The following is a 24488-nucleotide window of genomic DNA, read 5'->3' on the forward strand; positions in this document are numbered from 1 at the left end:
CTTGTTAAGTATGTGTTTGACTTTCAACGTCGAACGGGGAAGTGTATCTCCGTGGTTGGGCCGAATTTCATAAAGCGAAAGTGTAAAAACAGAAAGGGAAAATCGTAGACTCGACTCGAGGGGGTCGATGTCGCGACGAATTCCCTCTCATTTTTCATGACCTAAGGAAGCGGACCGCCCACGATATATTGAGCCCACTTCCGTTCGGGCGGAGGTGGGCTCCTATTTTGTCTGGGTAAGCTGTGCCGTTACTGAACAGTTAGGGCGCGGCTTGGCGCCGGCGGCGGTTATCGTCCCGAAACGGTCCAGTTCAAGTGCCGGCATTGTAGGCAGCGATGGCCGCCATATTGACGACGTCCGAATCCTTTGCCGACATCGACACGATCTGCACGGACTTGTCGAGGCCGACAAGCAACGGACCGATCACGGTCGAGCCGCCGAGTTCCTGCAGCATCTTGGTCGAGATGGAGGCCGAGTGGAAGGCGGGCATCACCAGTACATTGGCGGTGCCGGAGAGGCGGCAGAACGGGTATTGCTCCATCACCCGGCCGTTGAGTGCGACGTCGGCCGCCATCTCGCCGTCATATTCGAAATCGACGCGGCGCCTGTCGAGTATCTTCACGGCCTCGCGCACCCGCTCGGAGCGTTCGCCGGAGGGGTGGCCAAAGGTCGAATAGGCGAGCATGGCAACGCGGGGCATATAGCCCAGCCGCTTGGCAAGCCCCGCGGCCTCCTCGGCGATGTCCGCCAGTTCCTCGGCCGTGGGCATGTCGTGCACCGCGGTATCGGCAACGAGCACGGTGCGACCGCGGCAGAGCGCGATCGATACGCCGATCACCCGATGGCCGGGCTTGGCGTCGATGCAGCGGCGCACGTCTTCGAGCGCCGTCGAATAGTTGCGCGTCAAGCCGGTGACCATGCCGTCCGCATCGCCGAGCGCCACCATCGAGGCGGCGAAATGGTTGCGGTCGTTGTTGATCAGCCGCTGCACGTCACGGAAGAGATAGCCCTTGCGCTGGAGTCGCGAATAAAGGAAGTCCGTATAGGCGCCGACACGTTTCGACAGGCGCGCATTGACGATCTGAATGCCGGGCCGGTCGAGGTCGATGCCCTCCCGTTCGGCAGTTTCGCGCATCTGCTCTTCGCGCCCGAGCAGGATCGCGGTGCCCAGTTGCTGGTTGGCATAGGCGATAGCCGAGCGCATCATCTGCACCTCCTCGCCCTCGGCGAAGACAATGCGCTTCGGCTGGCGGCGGACACGCTCGTAAATGCGCTGCAGGGTCGAGGCGATCGGATCGCGGCGGGCGGATAGCTGCTGTCCATAGGCGTCCATATCCGCGATCGGCTTGCGGGCCACGCCCGATTCCATGGCAGCCTTGGCGACCGCCATCGGGATGGCAGAGATGAGACGCGGATCGAAGGGGACCGGAATAATGTATTGCGGTCCGAAGCGCGGCCGGTTGCCCTGGTATGCCGCCGCCACGTCGTCCGGCACGTCCTCCTTGGCAAGGCGCGCCAGCGCTTCCGCCGCGGCGATCTTCATCGCATCGTTGATCGTCGAGGCGCGCACGTCCAGCGCTCCCCGGAAGATATAGGGAAAGCCGAGAACATTGTTGACCTGGTTGGGATAATCCGAGCGGCCGGTCGCGACGATGGCGTCGTCACGAATCTGGGCAACTTCTTCCGGAGAGATTTCCGGATCCGGGTTGGCCATCGCGAAGATGATCGGCTTATTCGCCATCGACCGCACCATGTCCGGTGAAAGTGCGCCCTTTGCCGAAAGGCCGAAGAACACGTCGGCCCCCTTGACCGCCTCGGCCAGCGTCCGTGCATCGGTCTCCACCGCATGCGCCGATTTCCACTGGTTCATGCCGTCGGTCCGGCCTTTGTAGATCGCGCCCTTGGTGTCGCAGAGAATGATGTTGTTCGGGGCAAAACCCATTGCCTTGATGAGCTCGACGCAGGCGATTGCCGCGGCACCCGCCCCGTTGCAGACGAGCTTCGTCGACTTGAAGTCGCGACCCGTCAGTGTCAGCGCATTAATGAGGCCGGCGGCGGCGATGATCGCAGTGCCGTGCTGGTCGTCGTGGAACACCGGGATGTCCATGACTTCGCGAAGCCGCTGCTCGATGATAAAGCAGTCCGGCGCCTTGATGTCTTCGAGATTGATGCCGCCGAAGGAAGGGCCAAGGAAGCGCACGCAGTTGACGAATTCATCGACATTTTCCGTATCGACCTCAAGATCGATCGAATCGACGTCCGCGAAGCGCTTGAAGAGGACGGATTTGCCTTCCATGACCGGTTTGGAGGCGAGCGCGCCGAGATTGCCGAGGCCGAGGATTGCCGTGCCGTTCGAAATCACCGCAACCATGTTGCCGCGCGCGGTGTAGTCGTAAGCCGTCTGCGGGTCATCGGCGATCGCCTTCACCGGCACGGCGACGCCGGGCGAGTAGGCGAGCGACAGGTCGCGTTGGGTCGCCATCGGCTTCGTCGGTGAAATCTCCAGCTTTCCGGGGCGTCCCTGTGAGTGGAAGTCGAGCGCTTCCTGGGCGGTTACGCTCGTCATCGCGCGATCGGACTTGTCGGTAGCCGGCATGTTTCCTCAACCTCCTGTGGGCGACCCTACTGGTCAGCCTCTTTGCTATTGTCGTCTATAAAACCTTGCGGATAGTGTGCCATCTCTTTTTTTGGAACAACTATGAATTTGCTGACCGATTCATCGAGCCAAACGGGTGAGATATTCTCAGTGTCCGATCTGGCGAGCGAGGAGAGCCGCTCCGCAGCCACGCCGATGATGGAGCAGTACATCGCGATCAAGGCGAACAATCCCGATTCGCTCCTGTTCTATCGCATGGGTGATTTCTACGAGCTGTTCTTCCAGGACGCGGTCGAGGCTGCGCGCGCGCTCGGCATCACCCTCACCAGGCGCGGCCAACACATGGGCCAGGAAATCCCCATGTGCGGCGTGCCGGTGCACGCCGCCGACGACTACCTGCAGAAACTGATTGCGCACGGCTACCGCGTCGCCGTCTGCGAGCAGGTGGAGGATCCGGCGGAAGCGAAGAAGCGGGGCGGCAAGTCGGTCGTGCGCCGGGACGTGGTGCGCCTGGTGACGCCGGGAACGATCACCGAGGAAAAGCTCCTTTCGCCGTCGGAAACTAATTACCTGATGGCGTTGGCCCGCATCAGAAGCGGCTCGGAGCCGGCCTATGCGCTGGCCTGGATCGACATTTCGACCGGCATCTTCCGCCTTGCCGAGACGATGGAGAGCCGTCTGCTCGCCGACATATTGCGCATCGAGCCACGCGAACTGATCCTGCCCGACACCGTCTTCCACGATCCGGAACTGCGTGCAGTTTTCGACGTGCTCGGCCGTGTCGCCGTGCCTCAGCCGGCCGTGCTCTTCGACAGCGCCACGGCGGAAGGCCGCATTGCCCGCTACTACGGCGTCAAGACCCTCGACGGGTTCGGAAGCTTCTCCCGGGCCGAACTTGCGGCGGCCTCGGCGGCCATTTCCTATGTCGAGAAAACGCAGCTCGCCGAGCGTCCGGCGCTCGGTATTCCCGAGCGGGAAAGTGTCGCTTCGACCCTGTTCATAGATCCCGCCACGCGCGCCAATCTCGAACTGGTGAAGACGCTTTCCGGTGGCCGCGAAGGAAGCCTTCTGCGAGCGCTGGACCGGACCGTAACCAGCGGCGGCGCCCGGCTGCTCGCCGAGCGGCTTATGTCGCCCCTGACCGATCCCGACCGGATCAATCAACGGCTGGATTCAATCGAGATCCTCGCCGATCAGCCAGGCTTCGCCATAGAGGTCCGCGAGGCCCTGCGGCGAGCCCCCGACATGCCGCGCGCCCTGTCGCGGCTCGCCCTCGGTCGCGGCGGTCCGCGCGATCTCGGTGCCATCCAGGCGGGCTTGCGGGCCGCGGCGGCCCTGTCCGCGCTGCTTGCCCGCGCCGAGCTTTCGGCCGAGCTCGACGAGGCGCGAGAGGCGATCGCCGCCCTGCCAGTGGAGTTGCTCGCCCGTCTCGACTCGGCGCTCGCCGAGGAACTGCCGCTCCTGAAGCGCGACGGCGGGTTCCTGCGCGAAGGTGCGAACGCCGAACTCGACGAGATGCGGGCGCTGCGCGACCAGTCGCGCCGCGTCATTGCCGGTCTGCAGCTCAAGTATTGCGAGGAGACAGGCGTCAGGTCGCTGAAGATCAAGCACAACAACGTGCTCGGCTACTTCATCGAGGTGACCGCCGGCAATGCCGGGTCGATGACCGACACGGATGCCGGACGGGCCCGCTTCATCCATCGCCAGACCATGGCGAACGCCATGCGCTTTACCACCACCGAGCTCGCCGACCTCGAAACCAAGATCGCCAACGCCGCCGACCGGGCGCTGGCGATCGAACTCGAAGCCTTTGAGGCGATGACGCGTGAGGTGGTGGCCCATGCCGAGGCGCTCAAGGCGGCGGCGCTGGCGCTGGCGGCGATCGACGTGTCTGCCGCTCTCGCCGTGCTCGCAGAGGAGCAGAACTATGTCCGCCCGATCGTCGACCGGTCGCGGATGTTCGCCATCGACGGCGGACGTCATCCGGTCGTCGAGCAGGCGCTGCGGCGCCAGGTGGCAAGCCCCTTTGTCGCCAATGGCTGCGACCTGTCGCCGCCGGATGCCCAAGAGGCAGGTGCGATCTGGCTGCTCACCGGCCCGAACATGGGCGGCAAATCGACTTTCCTGCGCCAGAACGCACTCATCGCCATCATGGCGCAGATGGGCTCCTTCGTGCCGGCGGTCGCCGCGCATATCGGCGTCGTCGACCGGCTCTTCTCTCGCGTCGGCGCCTCCGACGACCTCGCCCGCGGTCGCTCGACCTTCATGGTCGAGATGGTCGAGACGGCAGCGATCCTCAACCAGGCGACCGATCGCTCGCTGGTGATCCTGGATGAGATCGGCCGCGGCACGGCGACCTTCGATGGCCTGTCGATCGCCTGGGCGGCGGTCGAGCATTTGCACGAGGTCAATCGCTGTCGTGGCCTTTTTGCCACCCATTTCCATGAGTTGACGGTGCTCTCCGAAAAGCTCGGCCGCCTGTCCAATGCGACGATGCGGGTCAAGGAGTGGGACGGCGACGTCATCTTCCTGCATGAAGTCGGGCCCGGCGCCGCCGACCGGTCCTACGGCATCCAGGTGGCCCGTCTTGCCGGCCTGCCGGCATCTGTCGTCGCGCGGGCGCGCGACGTGCTCGCCAAGCTCGAGGACGCGGATCGCAAGAACCCGGCAAGCCAGCTGATCGACGACCTGCCGCTCTTCCAGGTCGCGGTGCGACGGGAGGAGGCCAAGGCGGCCGGGCCATCCGAAGTCGAGGACTCCTTGCGCTCTCTCAATCCGGACGACATGACTCCACGGGAGGCACTTGAGGCGCTGTATGCGCTAAAAAAAGAACTCGCCAGCCGTTGAGCCGGGGTTGCCGGTCCGGGATGTTTTTCCTGTCCATCGACCGGCAAAAAGGCTATACAGCGCCGCGCGTCTTGTCAGACGCGACATTGAGCGACCACATATTCAGTCGGACAGGACGCCTCTCGGCACTTCATGGCCAGCCAAGAAACTTCTTTTCCCGAGATCCTCGACGTAGCGGCGCTTCGGGCGAAGTGCAATTTCATCGCATCGGCCCATGCCGAGCAACGCCAGCCAATGCGCCAGGCCCTGCTTGCGGTCTTGAGGCAGGCCAATGTCGAAGGGCGCGCCAAGGCGCGCGAAATGCTTGCCGCCGATGGCGCCGGAATCCGATGCGCCGAGCGTATCTCCTGGCTGCAGGACCAACTGATCACTGTCCTGCACGATTTCGCGCTGAACGAGGTGTTCGACGCCGCCGAGGCCCCGGATGCTGCGCGCATCGCCGTCGCTGCGGTCGGCGGCTACGGGCGCGGGACGCTGGCGCCGGGATCCGACATCGACCTGCTCTTCCTTCTGCCAGCCAAGAAGGCCGTTTGGGCGGAGCCGGCGATCGAGTTCATTCTCTACGTGCTCTGGGATCTCGGTTTCAAAGTCGGCCATGCGACCCGCACGATCGAGGAATGCATCCGGCTATCGCGGGCCGACATGACGATCCGTACGGCGATTCTCGAAAGCCGCTATATTTGCGGCTCGGAAGCACTGGCAAGCGAGCTCGAGGCACGCTTCGATCACGAGATCGTCCGCAATACCGGCCCCGAATTCATCGCCGCAAAACTCGCCGAACGCGACGAGCGCCATCGCAAGGCGGGCGACACCCGTTACCTCGTCGAGCCGAATGTCAAGGAAGGCAAGGGTGGCTTGCGCGACCTGCACACACTGTTCTGGATCGCCAAGTATTTCTATCGGGTCAAGGATCCTGCCGATCTCGTCAAGCTCGGGGTTCTCTCCAAACAGGAATACAAGCTGTTCCAGAAGTCGGAGGATTTCCTCTGGGCGGTGCGGTGCCACATGCATTTCCTCACCGGAAAGGCGGAGGAGCGGCTGTCCTTCGACATCCAGCGCGAGATCGCCGAGGCGCTCGGCTATCACGACCATCCCGGCCTGACCGCGGTCGAGCGCTTCATGAAGCATTACTTCCTCGTCGCCAAGGACGTTGGCGATCTCACCCGCATCTTCTGTGCGGCACTCGAAGACCAGCAGGCGAAGGACGCGCCGGGAATTTCCGGAGTCATCAGCCGTTTCAAAAACCGCATTCGCAAGATCGCCGGCACGCTCGACTTCGTCGATGACGGTGGGCGCATCGCGCTTGCGAGCCCCGACGTCTTCAAGCGGGACCCCGTCAACCTCCTGCGGCTGTTCCACATCGCCGACATCAACGGGCTGGAGTTCCATCCCAATGCCCTCAAGCAGGTCACGCGCTCGCTGAGCCTTGTCACGCCGCAATTGCGCGACAACGAGGAGGCGAACCGTCTGTTCCTGTCGATTCTGACGTCGCGGCGCAATCCGGAACTGATCCTGAGGCGCATGAACGAGGCGGGCGTGCTCGGCCGCTTTATCCCCGATTTCGGGAAGATCGTCTCGATGATGCAGTTCAACATGTATCATCACTACACCGTGGACGAGCATCTGTTGCGCTCGGTCGATATCCTTTCGCGCATAGAGCGCGGCCTGGAAGAGCAGGGGCACCCGCTGTCGGCCTCGCTGATGCCGGGTGTGGAGGACCGCGAGGCGCTCTACGTCGCGGTGCTGCTGCACGACATTGCCAAGGGCCGCCCGGAGGATCATTCGACCGCCGGCGCGAAGGTGGCGCGCAAGCTCTGCCCGCGGCTCGGGCTTTCGCCGAAACAGACGGAGACCGTGGTCTGGCTGGTCGAGGAGCATCTGACCATGTCGATGGTGGCGCAGACCCGTGACTTGAACGACCGCAAGACCATCGTCGATTTCGCTGACCGGGTGCAGTCGCTCGATCGGCTGCGAATGCTCTTGATCATGACGGTCTGCGATATCCGCGCCGTCGGGCCGGGCGTGTGGAACGGCTGGAAGGGCCAGTTGTTGCGCACCCTCTACTATGAAACCGAACTCCTGCTTTCGGGCGGCTTCTCGGAACTGTCGCGCAAGGAACGCGCCAAGCACGCCGCCCACCAGCTGTCCGAAGCGCTCGAGGACTGGCCGCGCAAGGAGCGGGACGCCTATGTCCGGCTGCACTATCAGCCCTACCTCCTCACCGTCGATATCGCCGATCAGGTCCGGCATGCCGAGTTCATCCGGCAGGCGGACCGTGCCGGCAAAACGCTGGCGACGATGGTCCGCACCCACCAGTTCCACGCCATAACCGAGATCACGGTGCTCTCGCCGGACCATCCGCGCCTGCTCACTGTTATCGCGGGGGCCTGTGCCGCCGCCGGCGCCAACATTGTCGACGCGCAGATCTTCACGACGTCGGACGGCCGGGCACTGGACACTATTCTCGTCAATCGCGAGTTCCGGGTGGACGAGGACGAGACTCGCCGTGCTGCAAGCATCGGCAAACTGATCGAGGATGTGCTCGCGGGCCGCAAGCGCCTGCCGGAGGTCATAGCCAGCCGCGCCCGGACGAAGAAGCGCAACAAAGCCTTCACGGTTACGCCGGAGGTGACGATCAGCAACGCGCTGTCGAACAAGTTCACCGTCATCGAGGTCGAAGGCCTCGACCGGCCAGGCCTCTTGTCGGAAGTCACGGCCGTGCTATCCGACCTCTCCCTCGACATCGCCTCCGCCCACATCACCACCTTCGGCGAGAAGGTAATCGACACTTTCTACGTAACCGACCTGGTCGGTCACAAAATCACCAGCGAGAGCCGGCAGATCAATATCGCCGCCCGCTTAAAGGCCGTGCTGGCGGGCGAGGTGGATGAGGCACGCGCGCAGATGCCTTCCGGCATCATCGCGCCGGCCCCGGTTCCACGCGCATCGCATGAACCCAAATCGACAAAAGCCGAAACATGAGTCTGGTCAAGAAGTTCGCAACTGTTGGCGGCGCAACGCTCGGTAGCCGCGTCTTCGGCTTCGTTCGCGAGACCTTCATGGCGGCGGCGTTGGGCACCGGCCCGGTCGCCGACGCTTTTAATACCGCCTTCCGGCTGCCGAACACGTTTCGCCGGCTTTTTGCCGAGGGAGCCTTCAATTCGGCCTTTGTGCCACTCTTTGCCAGGGAAATCGAGGCCCGCGGCATGGATGGCGCCCGGCGCTTCGCCGAAGAAGTCTTCGGCGTGCTGTTCACTGTGCTTCTGCTTCTGACGATCGCCATGGAACTGGCGATGCCCTTCATTGTGCGGGAACTGATCGCGCCGGGCTTCGCCGATGATGCGGCGAAATTCGCAAGCACCGTCACCTTTGCGACCATCATGTTCCCGTATCTCGCCTGCATGTCGCTCGGCGCGATGATGGCGGGCATGCTCAATTCGCTGCATCGCTATTTCGCCGCCGCGATTGCACCGGTGTTCCTGAACTTCATTCTGATCGGCGTCCTCGCCTTTGCCTGGTACAGCGGCCATGACGCCATCGCCGTCGGCTACGGTCTTTCCTGGGGCGTGTTGGCGGCGGGTTTGGTTCAACTCGCTATCGTCTGGGTCGCCGTGCGGAATGCCGGGATGCGCATCGGTTTGCGGCGCCCACGGCTGACGGCCAACGTCAAACGGCTGCTGGTGCTGGCGCTGCCGGCGGCGATCACCGGCGGCATCACCCAGATAAACCTCTTGATCAACACCAATATTGCCTCGGGAAAGGCGGGTGCCGTGTCGTCGCTCGTCTATGCCGACCGCATCTACCAGTTGCCGCTTGGCGTCGTCGGCATCGCCGTCGCGACCGTGCTTCTGCCGGAGCTTGCGCGTGCGCTGCGCGCCGGCAACCTGAACGAAGCGGCCAATCTGCAGAACCGCTCCGTCGAGTTCACCCTGTTCCTGACATTGCCGGCGGCCGCCGCGCTGCTCGTCATGTCGGAGCCGATCGTCCGGTTGCTGTTCGAGCGTGGCAAGTTCTCGCCGGAATCGACCGTCGTCGTCGGACATATCCTGGCGATCTACGGCCTCGGCCTGCCGGCTTTCGTGCTGATCAAGGCCTTCATTCCCGGTTTTTTCGCGCGAGAGGATACGCGTACGCCGATGATATTCGCCGCCATATCGGTGGCAGTGAACGTGTCTCTGGCCTTGACGCTCTTTCCGTCGCTCGGAGCAGGCGGCATTGCGATTGCCGAGATCGTCGCCGGCTGGGCGAACGCGCTTCTGCTCTTTGCGACGCTCCTGTGGCGCGGACATTGGGGGCGCGACATTCCGCTGCTGACCCGCGTTCCGCGCCTTGTGATCGCCGCAGCGATCATGGCGGCCGCGCTCCACTACGCCGTTCAGTGGTTGGCCTTCCCGCTTTCTTCGGCCGCGCCGCTCGCAGTCCGCGCCGCGACGGTTTGCGCCCTGGTGGCAGTCGCGATGCTGATCTATTTCGCCGCCGCCTTCGGTCTCGGGGGGGCCAGCCTGGCGATGATCGGCCGCAGTCTGAAGCGCAAGGCGGCACCGGCGGCTGCTTCGACAGCAGGTGAAGGGACGGACGAGTGATGAGGCAGACCATTGCCCGTGTCGCCATTCTCGTTCCTGATTATGACGTGGCCATCGCGTTCTATTGCGGCCGGCTCGGCTTCGATCTGATCAAGGATAGCGATCTCGGTGGCGGCAAGCGCTGGGTGCTGGTGCGGCCGAGGGGCGCGAGCGAAACCGCGCTGCTCATCGCCAGGGCCGAGGGCGATCGGCAGACCGCGGCGATCGGCAATCAGACCGGCGGCCGCGTCGGCTTCTTCCTCTTCACCGACGACTTTGCCCGCGAGCATGCGGCAATGCTTGCCGCCGGCGTCGAATTTCTGGAGACGCCGCGCCATGAGGCCTATGGGACTGTCGCCGTGTTCACCGATCCCTTCGGCAATCGTTGGGACCTTCTGCAACCCGCCTCTTGATTGCAGTTGGTCCGCCGTGCATAAGCGCGGCGGTATCAATTGGTGGGCCCTCCACAAGCCCGATGAGGACGACATGAACGAATTCAAGCCGCTCGTATTTTCCGGGGTGCAGCCGACCGGAAATCTGCATCTCGGCAACTATCTGGGCGCGATCCGGAAGTTCGTCGCGCTGCAGGAGAGCCACGATTGCATCTATTGCGTCGTCGATCTCCATTCGATCACTGCGCAGCTTGTCCATGAGGACCTGCCCGGTCAGATCCGCTCGATCGCCGCAGCCTTTATCGCTTCCGGCATCGATCCCGAGAAGCACATCGTCTTCAACCAGTCGGCCGTGCCGCAGCATGCGGAGCTTGCCTGGATCTTCAACTGCGTCGCCCGCATCGGCTGGATGAGCCGGATGACCCAGTTCAAGGACAAGGCCGGCAAGGACCGCGAAAACGCTTCGCTCGGCCTGCTCGCCTATCCGAGCCTGATGGCGGCCGACATCCTCGTCTATCGGGCGACCCATGTTCCCGTCGGCGACGACCAGAAGCAGCACCTGGAACTGACCCGCGATATCGCCCAGAAGTTCAACATCGACTTCATGGATCACATCCGCCGCGGCGGGTATGGCGTCGACATCGTCGTCGGCGAGGAGCCGATTCACGCCTATTTCCCGCCGGTCGAGCCCTTGATCGGCGGCCCGGCGCCGCGCGTCATGTCGCTGCGCGACGGCACCAAGAAAATGTCGAAGTCCGACCCGTCGGATCTGTCGCGTATCAACTTGATGGACGACCCGGAGACCATCGCCAAGAAGATCCGCAAGGCGAAGACCGACCCGGACGCGCTGCCGAGCGAATCGGAGGGGTTGAAGGACCGTCCGGAGGCTGAAAATCTCGTCGGCATTTATGCGGCACTCTCCGACAAGTCGAAAGAAGCGGTTCTTGCCGAGTTCGCCGGACAGCAATTCTCGGTCTTCAAGCCGGCGCTGGTCGATCTCGCCGTCAGCGTCCTCGCGCCGATCAGCGGCGAAATGCGCCGCCTGCTGGACGACACGACGCATATCGACGCAATTTTGCGCAAGGGCGGCGAGCGGGCGCGGGCGCGGGCGGAAAAGACGATGCGGGAAGTTCGCGAGATCATCGGCTTTTTGCAGTAGCCGGCAAAAATGAGACCTTGCGGGCGGCGTGCTGCGATGTAATGTTCGCCGCATGGTTTCGACCCGACTCTCAAGACAGGAAGGTCATCGCCGCAAGTTCATGGCGGTGATCGACGACACGCCCGAATGCAGCCGTGCCGTGCATTACGCCGGCATGCGCGCGAAGAACTCCAATGGCGGTCTCGTGCTGCTCTACGTCATCGCCGATGGCGACTTCCAGCAATGGCTGGGCGTGGAGGAGATCATGCGGGCGGAGGCGCGCGAGGAGGCCGAGGCGACGCTTGCAAAGGTCGCCCAGACCGTGCGGGAAACGATCGGCATCGAGCCGGAGATCGTCATCCGCGAGGGTATTGCCACCGATGAGATCCATGCGCTCATCGAAGAGGATCGCGATATTGCGATCCTCGTGCTGGCAGCCGGCTCGGCCAAGGAGGGCCCTGGGCCGCTGGTGTCGTCCATTGCCGGGAAGGCGGCCGCCTTCCCGATTCCGGTGACGGTCATTCCCGATCTTCTGACCGATGAGGAAATCGACGCGCTGAGCTGACGGATTTGCGGTCGAAGGCGCTTGCGGCGCTGTGCCGGAGCTCCTATATTTTTGAATAATTCTAAAGAGCCGGTCGAGAACCGCTCGCGGCCGCGATGGAGATAGAAATGTTCATTCAAACGGAAGCCACGCCGAATCCGGCCACTTTCAAATTCCTGCCGGGCAAGGTCGTGATGGAGAGCGGTACGGCAGAATTCCGCAGCGAGGAGGATGCGCGCGCCGCATCGCCGCTTGCGGCACGGCTTTTCTCCATTCCCGGCGTGACCGGCGTCTATTTTGGTTATGACTTCATCACGGTCAGCAAGGAGGGGCAGGAGTGGCAGCACCTGAAGCCCGCGATCCTGGGCTCGATCATGGAGCATTTCATGTCCGGGCAGCCGGTCATGTCCGGCGCGGGTCGCGCCGAAGAGACCGACGAGGAAGGCGAGTTCTACGACAAGAGTGACGAGGCGATCGTCGCCACGATTAAGGAACTGCTCGAGACGCGCGTGCGCCCGGCTGTCGCCCAGGATGGCGGTGACATCACCTTCCGCGGCTTCAAGGACGGCACGGTGTTCCTCAACATGAAGGGGGCCTGCTCCGGATGCCCGTCGTCGACTGCGACGCTCCGCCATGGCGTGCAGAACCTGCTGCGCCATTTCGTGCCGGAGGTCGAGTCGGTCGAAGCCGTCTGAGCTCGGACGGACCGTGTTGGATTGAGTGGTCCCGCTGACGGGCCGCTCTCCCTCCAGACATCGATCGCGGCGAGCCGGCTTTCGGTCTCATGCGATCTCGGGATTACCCCACCGGCCAGGCTCGCTGCATCACAGTCGAGTGACCGGAGAGGGGAGAGGGGCGCCGTTGCGCGGCCGCGCAAGGCTCGGGAGGTTGTGTCGGCTAACATGCTTGTTCTTGCCATTGATACGTCCGGTTCCGGCTGTGCGACCGCCGTTTACGACGGCGCCGCCGGGGTGATTCTGGCGCGCGCGCAAGAGGATATCGGGCGCGGACATGCGGAGCGCCTGATGGCTTTCGTCGACGAGGCGCTCAGCGCCGCGGCCCGACGGCTCGAGGATATCGACCGGATCGCGGTGACCGTCGGTCCCGGCTCCTTCACTGGGATCCGCGTTGGCGTTGCGGCGGCAAGGGGACTGGCACTTGCACTTGGCAAGCCGGCTGTCGGCGTCACCACGCTCCATGCCGTCGCCGAGAGCGCCCGAAAGACTGAGCCTGGCCGGCCGGCGCTTGCCGTGATCGACGCCAAGCGCGACGAGGTCTATGTCCAGTTCTTCGACGCGCTTGGTCAGCCGGAGACGGCGCCAGAAGTCCTGCCGGTTGACCTGGCGCGCGAGCGGTTCTCCGGCTTTGACGGCCTCGTCTGCGGTTCCGCAGCGCATCTCGTCGCCGCTTCCGAAATGGCAGGTGAGGCGAGCCGTAAGACGGACATGATCGACATCGCCGTGGTCGCCCGGTTGGGTGCTGCGGCCGATCCAGCTTCGGCCAAGCCGAAGCCGCTTTATCTGCGCGGCCCGGACGCGAAGCCTCAAGCGGGTTTTGCGCTGACGCGGGCCGTTGCGGGATAGACCCAATGTTGATGTGACGAATTCGGTGCGTCGACGACGACGTACCGCGCCGTGCAACCGGATGCGCAGAATCGACGACGATGAGTTTCACCGACTATTTCACCCGCCGCGCCGAGTTCGATATTTTCCCGCTGGAGGAGGCTGATCTTGAGGCCGCGGCGACGCTTCATCGTCACCGTTTTGCCGCGCCCTGGAGCGACGGCGAAATTCACGCGCTTCTCACGCAGGATACGGTCTTCGGTTTTGCCGCACGCCAGACCAGCGGTGGCTTCCGCGCTTCCTTCGGCGGCTTCGTTCTGTCGCGTGCTGCCGCCGGCGAGGCGGAAATCCTGACGATCGGCGTCGACCCGCGCTTTGCCCGCTCCGGCCTCGGCTGGCGCCTGATGCAGGCCGTGACGCGCGAGGCGCTCGTCAAGGGAGCCGAGGCGCTCTTCCTCGAAGTCGACGAAACCAACGAGGCTGCGATCGGGCTCTATCGCAAGCTCGGTTTCTCGAAAGTCGGCGAGCGCCGGGCCTATTACCAGGGGCCCGCCGGCGCGCGCACCGCCGCGCTTGTCATGCGGCTCGATCTTCGCTAGTTCCCTGCGACGGCGATCCCCCAGCCCACATCCGTAGATCGGATGCGGGTGGAGGGAGATTTCGTAAGAGGCCGCGATGCCGCGGCCGGCGATCGGAAAGTTTGCGGATGGTCAACTGGATACGGGTCGCGTTCTACGGCCTCCTGCTCCTCGTCGTCTCCTTCCTTCTGATACCGGTCCAGTTGATCTGCCTCCGGTACGACCTGATGCCGCGCCGCTACCTGCCGCGGGTCTGGCATCGCATCGCCTGCGACCTGCTCGGTCTTCGCGTGCGGGTGCACGGGACCCTGGAGCGTCGCCGTCCCTTGCTTCTCAGTTCCAATCATGTCTCCTGGAAGGACGTCCTCGTTCTTTCGTCCATCGCCGACGTCGTCTTCGTCGCCAAATCCGAGGTCAAGGATTGGCCCGTCTTTGGCCATCTTGCCCGCCTGCAGGCTTCCGTCTTCATCGAGCGCGAGCAGAAACGTTCGGCCGGTCAGCAGGCAAATGAGATCGGCCGCCGGCTTGCCGATGGCGAAGTGGTGGTGCTGTTTCCCGAAGGCACGACATCGGACGGCAATCGCCTGCTCGAGATCAAATCATCCCTGTTCGGCGCCGCGGCCACGGCCGTGCCGCAGTCTCCGACCGGTGTGGTCCATGTCCAGCCGGTGGCGATTTCCTATACGGGCATTCACGGCATGCCGATGGGACGCTACCACCGGCCGATCGCAGCGTGGCCGGGCGATATCGGGCTGATCCCGCATCTCCTCGGCGTCCTTCGGGAAGGGGCGATCGATGTCGAAGTCGATTTCGGCGAGGCGGTGGACTACGACCGTCGGTCCAACCGCAAGGAGGTGAGCCGCCTGGTCGAACGGCGGATCCGCCGCATGTTGTCGGACCGGTTGAGGGGACGATCGGCAAGCGGCGCCCAGGACGCGGCCTAGAGCGCCGCGCGTCTTATTAGACCCGCAAAGGTCACTGTAGCACTTTGAAATGCTGCATGTCTTTGTCCTTTAATCGAGGTCGTTTAAAGGAGACATGCAGTAGCGCATCGCTCGGAAAGCTCAGTACTCAGTTCGAAGCGTTGCAGCGACCTGTTCGCGTCTGAAGGGTTGCGCGGGGCTGCAAGCGCCCTTGCGGGCGAACGCCGGACCCTGGCAGGTCCGGCCGAGCCACGGTGGCGGCCGAAAATGCTTCAATTTTGGGCCGCTTTGAACTAAAGAACCGCGCATGAGCCAGGAAACCGCCCTTCTGCCGACAGCGCCCGTTGCCGGCGACGACCACGCCCCGGTACGCAAGGTCTTTGTCAAGACCTATGGCTGCCAAATGAACGTCTACGATTCCGACCGCATGTCGGATGCGCTCTTGCGTGACGGCTATGTCGCGACCGACGCGGTGGAAGAGGCAGATTTCGTCCTGCTCAATACCTGCCATATTCGCGAGAAGGCCGCCGAAAAGGTCTATTCCGAATTGGGGCGCCTGCGCGAACTGAAGAAGGCGCGGGCGAGCGAAGGCCGCGAGATGGTGATCGGCGTTGCCGGCTGCGTCGCACAGGCCGAAGGCGACGAAATCCTTCGCCGCGCGCCGGCGGTCGATCTCATCATCGGTCCGCAGACCTATCATCGCCTGCCCGAGGCGCTGAAGCGGGCGCGCAACGGCGAACGCGTCGTCGAGACGGACTACGCCGTCGAGGACAAGTTCGAGCATCTGCCGCAGCCCGACAAGGCAAGGACCCGCGCCCGCGGCGTCACCGCCTTCCTGACCGTGCAGGAGGGCTGCGACAAGTTCTGCACCTTCTGCGTGGTGCCCTATACCCGCGGCTCCGAAGTGTCGCGGCCGGTGGCGCAGATCGTTGCCGAAGCGGAAAGGCTGGTGGAGGGCGGCGTTCGCGAGATCACCCTGCTCGGTCAGAACGTCAATGCCTGGCACGGAACGGGCCCGGACGGTCGCGACTGGGGGCTTGGCGATCTTCTGAAGCGCCTTGGCGCAATCGAGGCGCTCGCGCGCCTGCGCTATACCACGAGCCACCCGCGCGACATGGACGACAGCCTGATCGAGGCACATCGTTCCATGGCGAAGCTGATGCCCTACCTGCACCTGCCGGTTCAGTCGGGGTCCGATCGCGTCCTGAAAGCCATGAATCGGCGCCATACGGCTGCCGAATATCTCGCCCTTGTCGAGCGCATCCGGGCCGCGCAACCGGACCTAGCGCTTTCCGGCGATTTCATCGTCGGCTTCCCGGGCGAGACGGACAAGGACTTCGAGGACACGATGGGCCTCGTCGAGGCGGTCGGTTATGCACAGGCTTTCTCGTTCAAATATTCGAGCCGCCCGGGCACGCCGGGCGCAGAACTCGAGGAACAGGTTCCCGAGCACGTGAAGGCCAAGCGCTTGGAAAGATTGCAGACTTTGCTTACACGGCAGCAGCGCGACTTCGCCGCGGCCTGCGTCGGACGGGAAATCGATCTGCTTCTGGAAAAGCCGGGCCGCATGGCCGGCCAGCTTGTCGGTCGCTCGCCCTGGCTGCAGCCCGTGAATGTTGATGCAAAGCGATCGCAAATCGGTGACATTATCAAGGTACGAATCACCAAGGCCGGCTCCAACAGCCTGTTTGCCGAGATGATCGAATAGCGCCGTGACCGGCAATGGAGTTCAACGGGAGCTTTTGCGCCGGTAAAGTGTTACAAGAGTCTGCGCGCTGCCGTCCACGCGTGGCGCCGCGGATCAAGAGCGAGGAGCCCGAACCGCTTGAACGGACACGAGATGATTTCATCCTCATCGCGCCAATCGAAGACATCCGCGACAGACGCCAATCACTTCGTGCTTACGTTCGAGAACAATCGGTTCGCCAGTGAACTCTTTGGCCAATTCGACCAGAACCTGAAATTGCTCGAGGAGCGCCTGCGCATCCATGCGAGGCCCCGCGGCAATTCCGTTGCCATCTCCGGTGATGTGGTGGCGACGAATCAGGCGCGGCGCGCGCTCGATTACCTCTACGGGCGACTGCAAAGCGGCGCCGCCATCGAGACCTCCGACGTCGAGGGCGCGATTCGCATGGCGGTTGCGGCGGATGACCAACTGCAATTGCCGACGATGGAGCGCAAGGCCAAGCTGACCATGGCGCAGATTTCGACGCGCAAGAAGACGATCGCCGCCCGTACCCCGATGCAGGATGCCTATATCCGTGCCATGGACCGCTCCGAGCTCGTCTTCGGCGTCGGCCCCGCCGGCACCGGCAAGACCTATCTTGCCGTCGCACATGCGGCCCAGCTTCTGGAACGCGGCGCGGTCGATCGCATTATCCTGTCGCGGCCGGCGGTCGAGGCGGGCGAGCGGCTGGGCTTCCTGCCCGGCGACATGAAGGAGAAGGTCGATCCCTATCTGAGGCCGCTCTACGATGCCCTTTACGACATGATGCCAGGCGACAAGGTAGAGCGGGCGATATCGGCGGGCGTCATCGAGATAGCGCCGCTCGCCTTCATGCGTGGACGCACCCTCGCGAATGCCGCCGTAATCCTTGACGAGGCACAGAATACGACCTCGATGCAGATGAAAATGTTCCTGACCCGTCTTGGCGAAAACGGCCGGATGATCGTGACCGGCGACCCGAGCCAGGTCGACCTTCCGCGCGGCGTGAAATCCGGTCTCGTCGAGGCGCTGCAGATCCTGAAGGGTGTCGAAGGCGTTTCGGTCATCCGCTTCAAGGATGCGGACGTCGTGCGCCACGAGCTGGTGGCGCGCATCGTCAGGGCCTATGAAAGCCACACGGCCGTCCACGATGAGAGCGAGCAGAGCGATCGCTGACGATTGCGGGCGACCATGACGGCCTTGGATATTCAGATCAGCGTCGAAGGGGGAGACTGGGCGTCGGAGAGCGACCTGCAGTCGTTTTCGGCAGGCGTTCTCGCGACGGCAGCGGATTTTCTGGCAACTGAAGAGGGGCAGCCATTCCCCGCCGAAGCGCCGGAACTGTCACTGGTCTTTACCGATGATGCGTCGATCCGGGCGATCAATGCGGAATGGCGCAATCAGGACAAGCCGACCAATGTCTTGTCCTTTCCGGCATTTGCAGTCACTCCGGGCCAGATGCCGGGGCCGATGCTCGGCGACATCGTCATCGCCCATGAGACGTTGAAGCGTGAAGCGGCCGAATTGGGAAAGCCATTCGAGGAGCATTTGACCCATCTACTCGTCCATGGATTCCTGCATCTTTTCGGGTATGATCACATCGAAGACGGCGAAGCAGAAAAAATGGAGGGCCTGGAGACTCGCATTTTGGCGCGTCTTGGCCTATCTGACCCTTACGGGGACCTCTCCCCGCATTGACAGTTGGAACGATGAACGAGTTCAAGACACAGCCGGTCACGGTTGCGAATGAGGAGGCGGAAGCCTCCGGCGAGCCCGAGGCGGGCAGTAGTAGCTCCGCCTCCAGATCAGAGGGCAGCAGATCCACAACATCCTTCTGGAGCCGAGCTGCACGCCTGCTGCGCGGAGCAAATACGTCGAGCCTGCGAGAGGACCTCGCGGATGCGTTGATGTTCGATGCCGCCAGCAACACCGTGTTTTCGCCCGAGGAGCGGGCGATGCTCAACAACATCCTCCGCTTCCGCGAGGTGCGGGTCGAGGATGTCATGGTGCCACGCGCCGATATCGAGGCGGTGGACCAGGGCATCACCATTGGCGAACTCATGGTCCTCTTCGAGGAATCCGGGCGCTCGCGCATGCCTGTCTACAGCGAAGGCCTCGATGATCCGCGCGGCATGGTCCATATCCGCGACCTTCTCGCCTATGTGACGAAGCAGGCCCGCAACCGTCGCCGCAACGGCAGGGCGCAGGCCACCACGGCCATTGAAAGGGGCGAAAAGGCGTCGCGTCAGCCAAGGTCCGGCTTCGACCTCGCGCGCGTCGATCTGAACAAAACGGTCGAAGAGGCGGGCATCATACGCCAACTCCTCTTCGTGCCGCCCTCGATGCTCGCCTCGGACCTGATGCAGCGCATGCAGGCCGCACGCATTCAGATGGCTCTCGTCATCGACGAATATGGCGGCACCGACGGTCTCGTCTCACTGGAAGACATCGTCGAAATGGTGGTCGGCGACATCGAGGACGAGCATGACGACGAGGAGGTGATGTTCGCCAGCACCTCGGAGGACGTCTTCGTGGCGGATGCTCGTGTCGAGCTCGAGGAGATCTCCCAGGCGATCGGACCGGATTTCGACGTGCGGGAGCAGATCGAGGATGTCGATACGCTTGGCGGCCTCGTCTTCGCCTCGCTTGGCCGGATTCCGGTTCGCGGCGAGGTGGTTCAAGCCATTCCAGGCTTCGAATTCCAGATTCTCGACGCGGATCCGCGCCGCGTGAAGCGCGTGCGCATCATGCGCAAGCGTCCGCCGGCCCGTCGGCGACTGCACAAGGCCGAGAAAGAGGGCGTGCCGGAGGCGTTCACGCCGATCGGCGGCGGTCAGGCCGACCTCCGGTCTCCGCCACCCGTCGAGTGATCGCTGAGGCCATTCCGCGTCAATGGTTGACGTCTGCGTTCTTCTGTTTGACCGGCTGAGGTAAATATTCCGGCGGATGCCGGTCTATCTCGCCGCGCAAGGTGATCAGGTCGATGAAATGGTCCGCCTGGCGACGCAGGTCGTCGGCAACCATGGGCGGCTGCGTCGCCATCGTCGAAACGACGGAGACCTTGCGTCCCTTGCGCTGCAGCGCCTCGACGAGCGTGGTAAGGTCGCCGTCGCCGGAGAAGATCACGATGTGGTCGGCGACCTGAGATTGCTCCATGGCGTCGATCGCGAGCTCGATGTCCATATTGCCCTTGATCTTGCGCCGACCCTGGGCATCGGTGAACTCCTTGGCCGGTTTGGTGACGACCGTATAGCCGTTATAGTCCAGCCAATCGATCAAGGGACGGATCGTGGAAAATTCGAGGTCATCGATCAGCGCAGTGTAGTAATAGGCGCGCAGCAGATAGGCGCGCTTCTGGAATGCGCTTAGTAATTTGCGGTAATCGATGTCGAAGCCCAGGCTCTTCGATGCTGCGTAAAGGTTGGCGCCATCGATGAAGAGTGCGATCTTTTCGCGGGAATCGAACATTGTGACTCCTTTGTCACTCAACATACCCAAATCCCGGCGCCCTAAACGGATCGCCATAGGCGGAGTCGAACGCCTACTGCATGTCCACTTTAATCGTCCTCGATTTAGGGACAAAGACATGCAGCAATATAAAGTCCTACAGCGACCTTTGCGCCTCTGATAAGACGCGCGGCGCTGTAGTGACGATATGGTACGCAAAAATGAGAAAACCGATAGCTGCGCCCTAGCATATTGGCAACTGTGGTTAACTCGCGTCAATTCTACCTCAACCCTCGCGCGAAGTCATCGACGCAATTGCTGCGTCCGACAGGAATGGCCGCCGCCGTGGCGGGACAAGCGACCGTTTTTTTGAAAAACTGCCGCCAATCGATTCGGTTCTTCCCGCGCGGCTTTCCGGCCGCCGATTGGAGTGTCAATGGAAAGACTGGCAGGTAAAATCATCCTCCTTTCCGGAGTTTCCCGAGCATTTGTCGGCTTTCTGGCCGGTCTTGTGGCAGTGTTCACCCAGGCGCCTTTCGGGATTTTTGCGGCCGCTTTCCTGTCCTTCCCAGTCCTGGTCTGGTTGATCGACGGCGTGGCCTCCGATCCGAACGAGGGCTTGGTCCGGCGCCTGCTGCCCGCCGCTTCGATTGGCTGGAGCTTCGGCTTCGGCTATTTTCTGGGTGGCTTGTGGTGGCTCGGCAACGCCCTTCTCGTGGAGGCGGATGTCTTTGCCTGGGCGCTGCCGCTGGCAGTCATCGGCCTCCCTGCTTTTCTCGCACTCTTCTATACCTTCGCCGTGCTCGTGGCGCGCTGTCTCTGGTCCGACGGTGTCGGCCGAATTGCCGCGCTTGCACTCGGCTTTGGCCTTGCCGAATGGGCGCGCAGTTTTCTCTTCACCGGATTTCCCTGGAATGCGATCGGCTATGCGGCGATGCCGATGCCGCTGATGATGCAGTCGGCAAGCGTCGTGAACCTGGCAACGATCAATATGCTCGCGGTCTTCGTGTTTGCAGCCCCAGCCCTGGTCGGCACGGGAAGGGGCGCGCGTATCGGACTTGCCGCCGCCATTGTACTCTTCGCCGCCCATATCGGCTTCGGCTACTATCGATTGACCCTGCCGCCGCCAGCGCCGAAGAGAGCTTCGCTGACGGTGCGGCTCGTTCAGCCGGTCATCGACCAGGCGAAGAAGCTCGACGATCGCCAGCGCGCCGCCATTTTCGCCGAGCATCTCGCGCTGACGGCCGCACCGGGCGAGGAAGGCGCCAAAAGGCCGGACATCGTCGTCTGGCCGGAAACATCGATCCCTTTCATCCTGACGGACAATCCCGATGCGTTGACGCGGATCGACGAGGTTCTCGATGATGGCCAGATCCTCATCACCGGCGCTGTTCGTGCCGAGGATGCGGGCGCCGGCCTGCCGCCGCGCTATTACAATTCGATCTATGTCATCGACGACCGCGGCCAGATCGTCGCGGCCGCCGATAAGGTCCATCTGGTACCCTTCGGCGAATATCTGCCGTTTGAGCAATTGTTCTCGTCCTGGGGCCTGAGCTCCGTCGCCGCCTCGATGCCGGGCGGCTTTTCGGCGGCGAGAACACGTCCGCTGCTGACGCTGCCGGGGGGCAAGACCATCTACCCGCTGATCTGCTATGAAGCGATCTTTCCCGACGAGATTGATGGTAGTGGCCGTTTGGCCGACGCGCTCCTGAACGTCACCAATGATGCCTGGTTCGGCGATACGCCCGGGCCCCGCCAGCACTTTCATCAGGCGCAACTGCGTGCCGTCGAAAGTGGGACGCCGATGATCCGCTCCGCCAATAGCGGTATATCAGCAGTGATTGATGCACGCGGCGTTTTAGTGGTAGGGTTGGGATACAATTACAAGGGAGTTATTGACGCCACCTTACCGGGAAAAATGCTCACGGCGACTGATACTACTACGCGTGACCGGATTCTCTGGGTTACGATAGGGATTCTCTTTTTGATTGCGATGATTTCACGCAGAAGTTTCAGCCTTCGGAAGAATTGACCAAAAACCCCTAAAATTGCATAGTGGTTCTTACCGTCAACCTCCACCTGCCGCTGTAGCCCCGCCTTCGCGGGAAGCGTGCTTCCGATGAGCGGCAAGCAATGAGAGGTTGTGGATCATTGAAACAGCGTGTTTAGGAACGCGAATATGGTCGAAAACAAGAAGAAGCCGAATCCGATCGACATTCATGTCGGCAGCCGGATTCGCCTTCGCCGGACGATGCTTGGCATGAGCCAGGAGAAGCTCGGCGAGAGTCTGGGGATCACCTTCCAGCAAATCCAGAAGTACGAAAAGGGCACGAACCGCGTCGGCGCCAGCCGCCTGCAGAATATTGCCACGATCCTCAATGTCCCGGTCTCGTTTTTCTTCGAGGACGCCCCGGGCGAGGGAACCGGCGTTCAGTCCGGAATGTCGGAGTCATCCAGCTCCAACTATGTGGTCGATTTCCTGTCGTCTTCCGAGGGTCTGCAGCTCAATCGCGCCTTCGTCAGGATTTCCGACCCGAAGGTTCGACGCAAGCTGGTGGATCTCGTGAAGGCGCTGGCCGCGGAGGCGGAGAGCGACTGAGAAAGCGCTCCACCAATCTGAAAAAGCGGCCTTGGGCCGCTTTTTTCGTGCCGGCCGGCGCCTTCGGTAGTCCATCCCAGGCGCGCAGCGGAGCGTTGATCAATGCTGATATAAAGATATATTTATGTCGTTGTTCGCTTGTTTTTTGGCGGCAAAACCACTAACAGTTCGGGACCGCTTCTTTCATTGAGGGGACTTCCCGCATGCGCGCAAACTACCTGTTCACGAGTGAATCCGTAGCCGAAGGTCATCCGGATAAAGTGTGTGACCGCATCTCCGACGAGATCGTCGATCTGGTCTACCGCGAAGCGGCGAAGTCCGGTGTCGATCCGTGGAGTGTGCGCATTGCCTGCGAGACGCTGGCGACGACCAACCGCGTCGTCATCGCCGGCGAGGTCCGCCTGCCGCCGAGCCTGCTGAAGAAGGACAAGAACGGCAACGAGGTGATCAACCCGTCGAAGTTCAAATCCGCCGCCCGCAAAGCCATTCGTGACATCGGCTATGAACAGGACGGCTTCCACTGGAAGACGGCGAAGATCGACGTGCTCCTGCACTTCCAGTCCGCGCATATCGCTCAGGGGGTCGACAGTGCCGCAGACAAGCAGGGCGAGGAGGGCGCCGGCGACCAGGGCATCATGTTCGGCTACGCCTGCCGTGAGACGGCAGAGCTCATGCCGGCTCCGATCTACTATTCGCATCGCATTCTGAACCTGCTCGCCGCTGCGCGCAAAAAGGGTGACGGCGAGGTTGCCAAGCTTGGTCCGGACGCCAAGAGCCAGGTGACCGTTCGTTACATCGACGGCAAGCCGGCCGAGGTCACCTCGATCGTGCTTTCGACGCAGCACCTCGACGAGAGCTGGGATTCGGCCAAGGTTCGCGCCGTCGTCGAGCCATACATCCGCGAAGCGCTCGCCGACTTGAAGATCGCCGCTGACTGCACCTGGTATATCAATCCGACCGGCAAGTTCGTCATCGGCGGTCCGGACGGCGATGCGGGCCTTACCGGTCGCAAGATCATCGTCGATACCTACGGCGGTGCCGCACCGCACGGTGGCGGCGCCTTCTCCGGCAAGGACACGACCAAGGTCGACCGCTCGGCCGCCTATGCCGCCCGCTATCTCGCCAAGAATGTGGTCGCGGCAGGCCTGTCCGACCGTTGCACGATTCAGCTTTCCTATGCGATCGGTGTCGCCCAGCCGCTGTCGATCTATGTCGACCTGCACGGCACGGGCAAGGTTTCCGAAGACCAGGTCGAAAGGGCTATCCGTAAGACCATGGACCTCTCGCCCACCGGCATTCGCCGTCATCTCGATCTCAATCGGCCGATTTATGCCAAGACGGCCGCCTATGGCCATTTCGGACGCAAGGCCGGCCGCGACGGCTCCTTCTCCTGGGAAAGGCTCGATCTTGTGAAGCCGCTCAAGGAAGCGATCGCATTCGACGCCACGGCGCTCAACGGCCGCGCCGCCTGACCTGCCGGCCTGACAGAGGTCGTCGCGCTCAAATCGAAGCGCCACGGATCGATTCTGATGCATGGTTCTGCTACTGCATGTCTCCTTTAATCGACCTCGATTAAAGGACAAAGACTTGCAGAA

19 protein-coding genes are annotated in these 24488 nt (G+C 62.7%); 17 read left to right on the top strand and 2 right to left on the bottom strand.

The genetic code is table 11. From position 1 onward, the window contains the following. Positions 1-310 precede the first annotated feature (310 nt). Positions 311-2596, bottom strand: a complete 2286-nt coding sequence (locus EKH55_RS00135) for an NADP-dependent malic enzyme (RefSeq protein WP_069459673.1) — start codon at positions 2594-2596, stop codon at positions 311-313. Positions 2597-2698: 102 nt separating this feature from the next. On the opposite strand from EKH55_RS00135, the gene mutS reads away from it, so the two are divergent. The 14 genes from mutS (at position 2699) to EKH55_RS00205 (ending at position 19717) form a co-directional block, all read left to right on the top strand. Next, positions 2699-5443: a DNA mismatch repair protein MutS gene (gene mutS, locus EKH55_RS00140; RefSeq protein ID WP_069459672.1), complete on the top strand. Its 2745-nt coding sequence runs from the start codon at positions 2699-2701 to the stop codon at positions 5441-5443. A gap of 132 nt (positions 5444-5575) precedes the next feature. Further along, positions 5576-8425 (top strand): [protein-PII] uridylyltransferase, encoded by a 2850-nt coding sequence (locus EKH55_RS00145; protein WP_069459671.1) that lies wholly within the window; start codon positions 5576-5578, stop codon positions 8423-8425. After that, complete coding sequence (murJ, locus tag EKH55_RS00150; RefSeq protein WP_069459670.1) at positions 8422-10026, top strand: murein biosynthesis integral membrane protein MurJ; 1605 nt, start codon at positions 8422-8424, stop codon at positions 10024-10026. Before EKH55_RS00145 ends, murJ begins: the two co-directional genes overlap by 4 nt. Next, a complete protein-coding gene (locus tag EKH55_RS00155) occupies positions 10026-10418 on the top strand; it encodes a VOC family protein (protein WP_069459669.1) in 393 nt (130 codons plus the stop codon). Before murJ ends, EKH55_RS00155 begins: the two co-directional genes overlap by 1 nt. A 73-nt stretch (positions 10419-10491) precedes the next feature. Then, positions 10492-11556, top strand: a complete 1065-nt coding sequence (gene trpS, locus EKH55_RS00160; protein ID WP_069459668.1) for a tryptophan--tRNA ligase — start codon at positions 10492-10494, stop codon at positions 11554-11556. Positions 11557-11608: 52 nt separating this feature from the next. After that, positions 11609-12100 (top strand): universal stress protein, encoded by a 492-nt coding sequence (locus EKH55_RS00165; RefSeq protein WP_069459667.1) that lies wholly within the window; start codon positions 11609-11611, stop codon positions 12098-12100. Between the two features lie 107 nt (positions 12101-12207). Beyond that, positions 12208-12774, top strand: coding sequence for a NifU family protein (locus tag EKH55_RS00170; RefSeq protein WP_069459666.1), 567 nt, complete (start codon positions 12208-12210; stop codon positions 12772-12774). Between the two features lie 207 nt (positions 12775-12981). Beyond that, the gene (gene tsaB, locus EKH55_RS00175) at positions 12982-13662 is read left to right on the top strand and encodes a tRNA (adenosine(37)-N6)-threonylcarbamoyltransferase complex dimerization subunit type 1 TsaB (RefSeq protein WP_151610758.1); all 681 of its coding nucleotides are present in this window, start codon (positions 12982-12984) and stop codon (positions 13660-13662) included. An 80-nt stretch (positions 13663-13742) separates the two neighbouring features. Next, on the top strand, positions 13743-14240 hold the full coding sequence (locus tag EKH55_RS00180; protein ID WP_069459664.1) for a GNAT family N-acetyltransferase: 498 nt from the start codon (positions 13743-13745) through the stop codon (positions 14238-14240). Between the two features lie 107 nt (positions 14241-14347). After that, positions 14348-15163, top strand: a complete 816-nt coding sequence (olsA, locus tag EKH55_RS00185) for a lyso-ornithine lipid O-acyltransferase (protein WP_069459663.1) — start codon at positions 14348-14350, stop codon at positions 15161-15163. Positions 15164-15449: 286 nt separating this feature from the next. Then, positions 15450-16850 (top strand): tRNA (N6-isopentenyl adenosine(37)-C2)-methylthiotransferase MiaB, encoded by a 1401-nt coding sequence (gene miaB / locus EKH55_RS00190; RefSeq protein ID WP_069459662.1) that lies wholly within the window; start codon positions 15450-15452, stop codon positions 16848-16850. A gap of 117 nt (positions 16851-16967) precedes the next feature. Then, positions 16968-18023, top strand: a complete 1056-nt coding sequence (locus EKH55_RS00195) for a PhoH family protein (RefSeq protein WP_069459661.1) — start codon at positions 16968-16970, stop codon at positions 18021-18023. A 15-nt stretch (positions 18024-18038) separates the two neighbouring features. Continuing rightward, a complete protein-coding gene (gene ybeY, locus EKH55_RS00200) occupies positions 18039-18545 on the top strand; it encodes an rRNA maturation RNase YbeY (RefSeq protein WP_069459660.1) in 507 nt (168 codons plus the stop codon). Between the two features lie 11 nt (positions 18546-18556). Continuing rightward, positions 18557-19717 carry a hemolysin family protein gene (locus EKH55_RS00205; RefSeq protein ID WP_069459659.1) on the top strand — a complete coding sequence of 387 codons (1161 nt, stop codon included), beginning with the start codon at positions 18557-18559 and terminating at the stop codon, positions 19715-19717. A 19-nt stretch (positions 19718-19736) separates the two neighbouring features. Here the strand turns inward: EKH55_RS00205 and EKH55_RS00210 are convergent, their stop codons facing one another. After that, entirely contained in the window at positions 19737-20315 is a 579-nt protein-coding gene (locus EKH55_RS00210; protein WP_069459658.1) for a LabA-like NYN domain-containing protein, read from the bottom strand. Positions 20316-20730: 415 nt separating this feature from the next. On the opposite strand from EKH55_RS00210, the gene lnt reads away from it, so the two are divergent. From lnt to metK, 3 genes are all read left to right on the top strand, one after another. Continuing rightward, complete coding sequence (gene lnt, locus EKH55_RS00215) at positions 20731-22326, top strand: apolipoprotein N-acyltransferase (protein ID WP_069459657.1); 1596 nt, start codon at positions 20731-20733, stop codon at positions 22324-22326. A gap of 147 nt (positions 22327-22473) precedes the next feature. Further along, the gene (locus tag EKH55_RS00220; RefSeq protein ID WP_069459656.1) at positions 22474-22893 is read left to right on the top strand and encodes a helix-turn-helix domain-containing protein; all 420 of its coding nucleotides are present in this window, start codon (positions 22474-22476) and stop codon (positions 22891-22893) included. 203 nt (positions 22894-23096) lie between these two features. Continuing rightward, the gene (metK, locus tag EKH55_RS00225) at positions 23097-24365 is read left to right on the top strand and encodes a methionine adenosyltransferase (RefSeq protein ID WP_069459655.1); all 1269 of its coding nucleotides are present in this window, start codon (positions 23097-23099) and stop codon (positions 24363-24365) included. Positions 24366-24488: the final 123 nt, after the last annotated feature.

It is taken from the genome of Sinorhizobium alkalisoli, assembly GCF_008932245.1.
Taxonomy (GTDB): domain Bacteria; phylum Pseudomonadota; class Alphaproteobacteria; order Rhizobiales; family Rhizobiaceae; genus Sinorhizobium; species Sinorhizobium alkalisoli.

Coding starts and splice junctions, on each gene's coding strand:
- tsaB (WP_151610758.1), top strand. CDS start 12,982: ATGCTTGTTCTTGCCATTGATACGTCCGGTTCCGGCTGTGCGACCGCC.
- olsA (WP_069459663.1), top strand. CDS start 14,348: ATGGTCAACTGGATACGGGTCGCGTTCTACGGCCTCCTGCTCCTCGTC.
- EKH55_RS00180 (WP_069459664.1), top strand. CDS start 13,743: ATGAGTTTCACCGACTATTTCACCCGCCGCGCCGAGTTCGATATTTTC.
- EKH55_RS00165 (WP_069459667.1), top strand. CDS start 11,609: ATGGTTTCGACCCGACTCTCAAGACAGGAAGGTCATCGCCGCAAGTTC.
- EKH55_RS00170 (WP_069459666.1), top strand. CDS start 12,208: ATGTTCATTCAAACGGAAGCCACGCCGAATCCGGCCACTTTCAAATTC.
- trpS (WP_069459668.1), top strand. CDS start 10,492: ATGAACGAATTCAAGCCGCTCGTATTTTCCGGGGTGCAGCCGACCGGA.
- metK (WP_069459655.1), top strand. CDS start 23,097: ATGCGCGCAAACTACCTGTTCACGAGTGAATCCGTAGCCGAAGGTCAT.
- EKH55_RS00220 (WP_069459656.1), top strand. CDS start 22,474: ATGGTCGAAAACAAGAAGAAGCCGAATCCGATCGACATTCATGTCGGC.
- ybeY (WP_069459660.1), top strand. CDS start 18,039: ATGACGGCCTTGGATATTCAGATCAGCGTCGAAGGGGGAGACTGGGCG.
- EKH55_RS00135 (WP_069459673.1), bottom strand. CDS start 2,596: ATGCCGGCTACCGACAAGTCCGATCGCGCGATGACGAGCGTAACCGCC.
- lnt (WP_069459657.1), top strand. CDS start 20,731: ATGGAAAGACTGGCAGGTAAAATCATCCTCCTTTCCGGAGTTTCCCGA.
- EKH55_RS00205 (WP_069459659.1), top strand. CDS start 18,557: ATGAACGAGTTCAAGACACAGCCGGTCACGGTTGCGAATGAGGAGGCG.
- EKH55_RS00210 (WP_069459658.1), bottom strand. CDS start 20,315: ATGTTCGATTCCCGCGAAAAGATCGCACTCTTCATCGATGGCGCCAAC.
- murJ (WP_069459670.1), top strand. CDS start 8,422: ATGAGTCTGGTCAAGAAGTTCGCAACTGTTGGCGGCGCAACGCTCGGT.
- EKH55_RS00145 (WP_069459671.1), top strand. CDS start 5,576: ATGGCCAGCCAAGAAACTTCTTTTCCCGAGATCCTCGACGTAGCGGCG.
- EKH55_RS00155 (WP_069459669.1), top strand. CDS start 10,026: ATGAGGCAGACCATTGCCCGTGTCGCCATTCTCGTTCCTGATTATGAC.
- mutS (WP_069459672.1), top strand. CDS start 2,699: ATGAATTTGCTGACCGATTCATCGAGCCAAACGGGTGAGATATTCTCA.
- miaB (WP_069459662.1), top strand. CDS start 15,450: ATGAGCCAGGAAACCGCCCTTCTGCCGACAGCGCCCGTTGCCGGCGAC.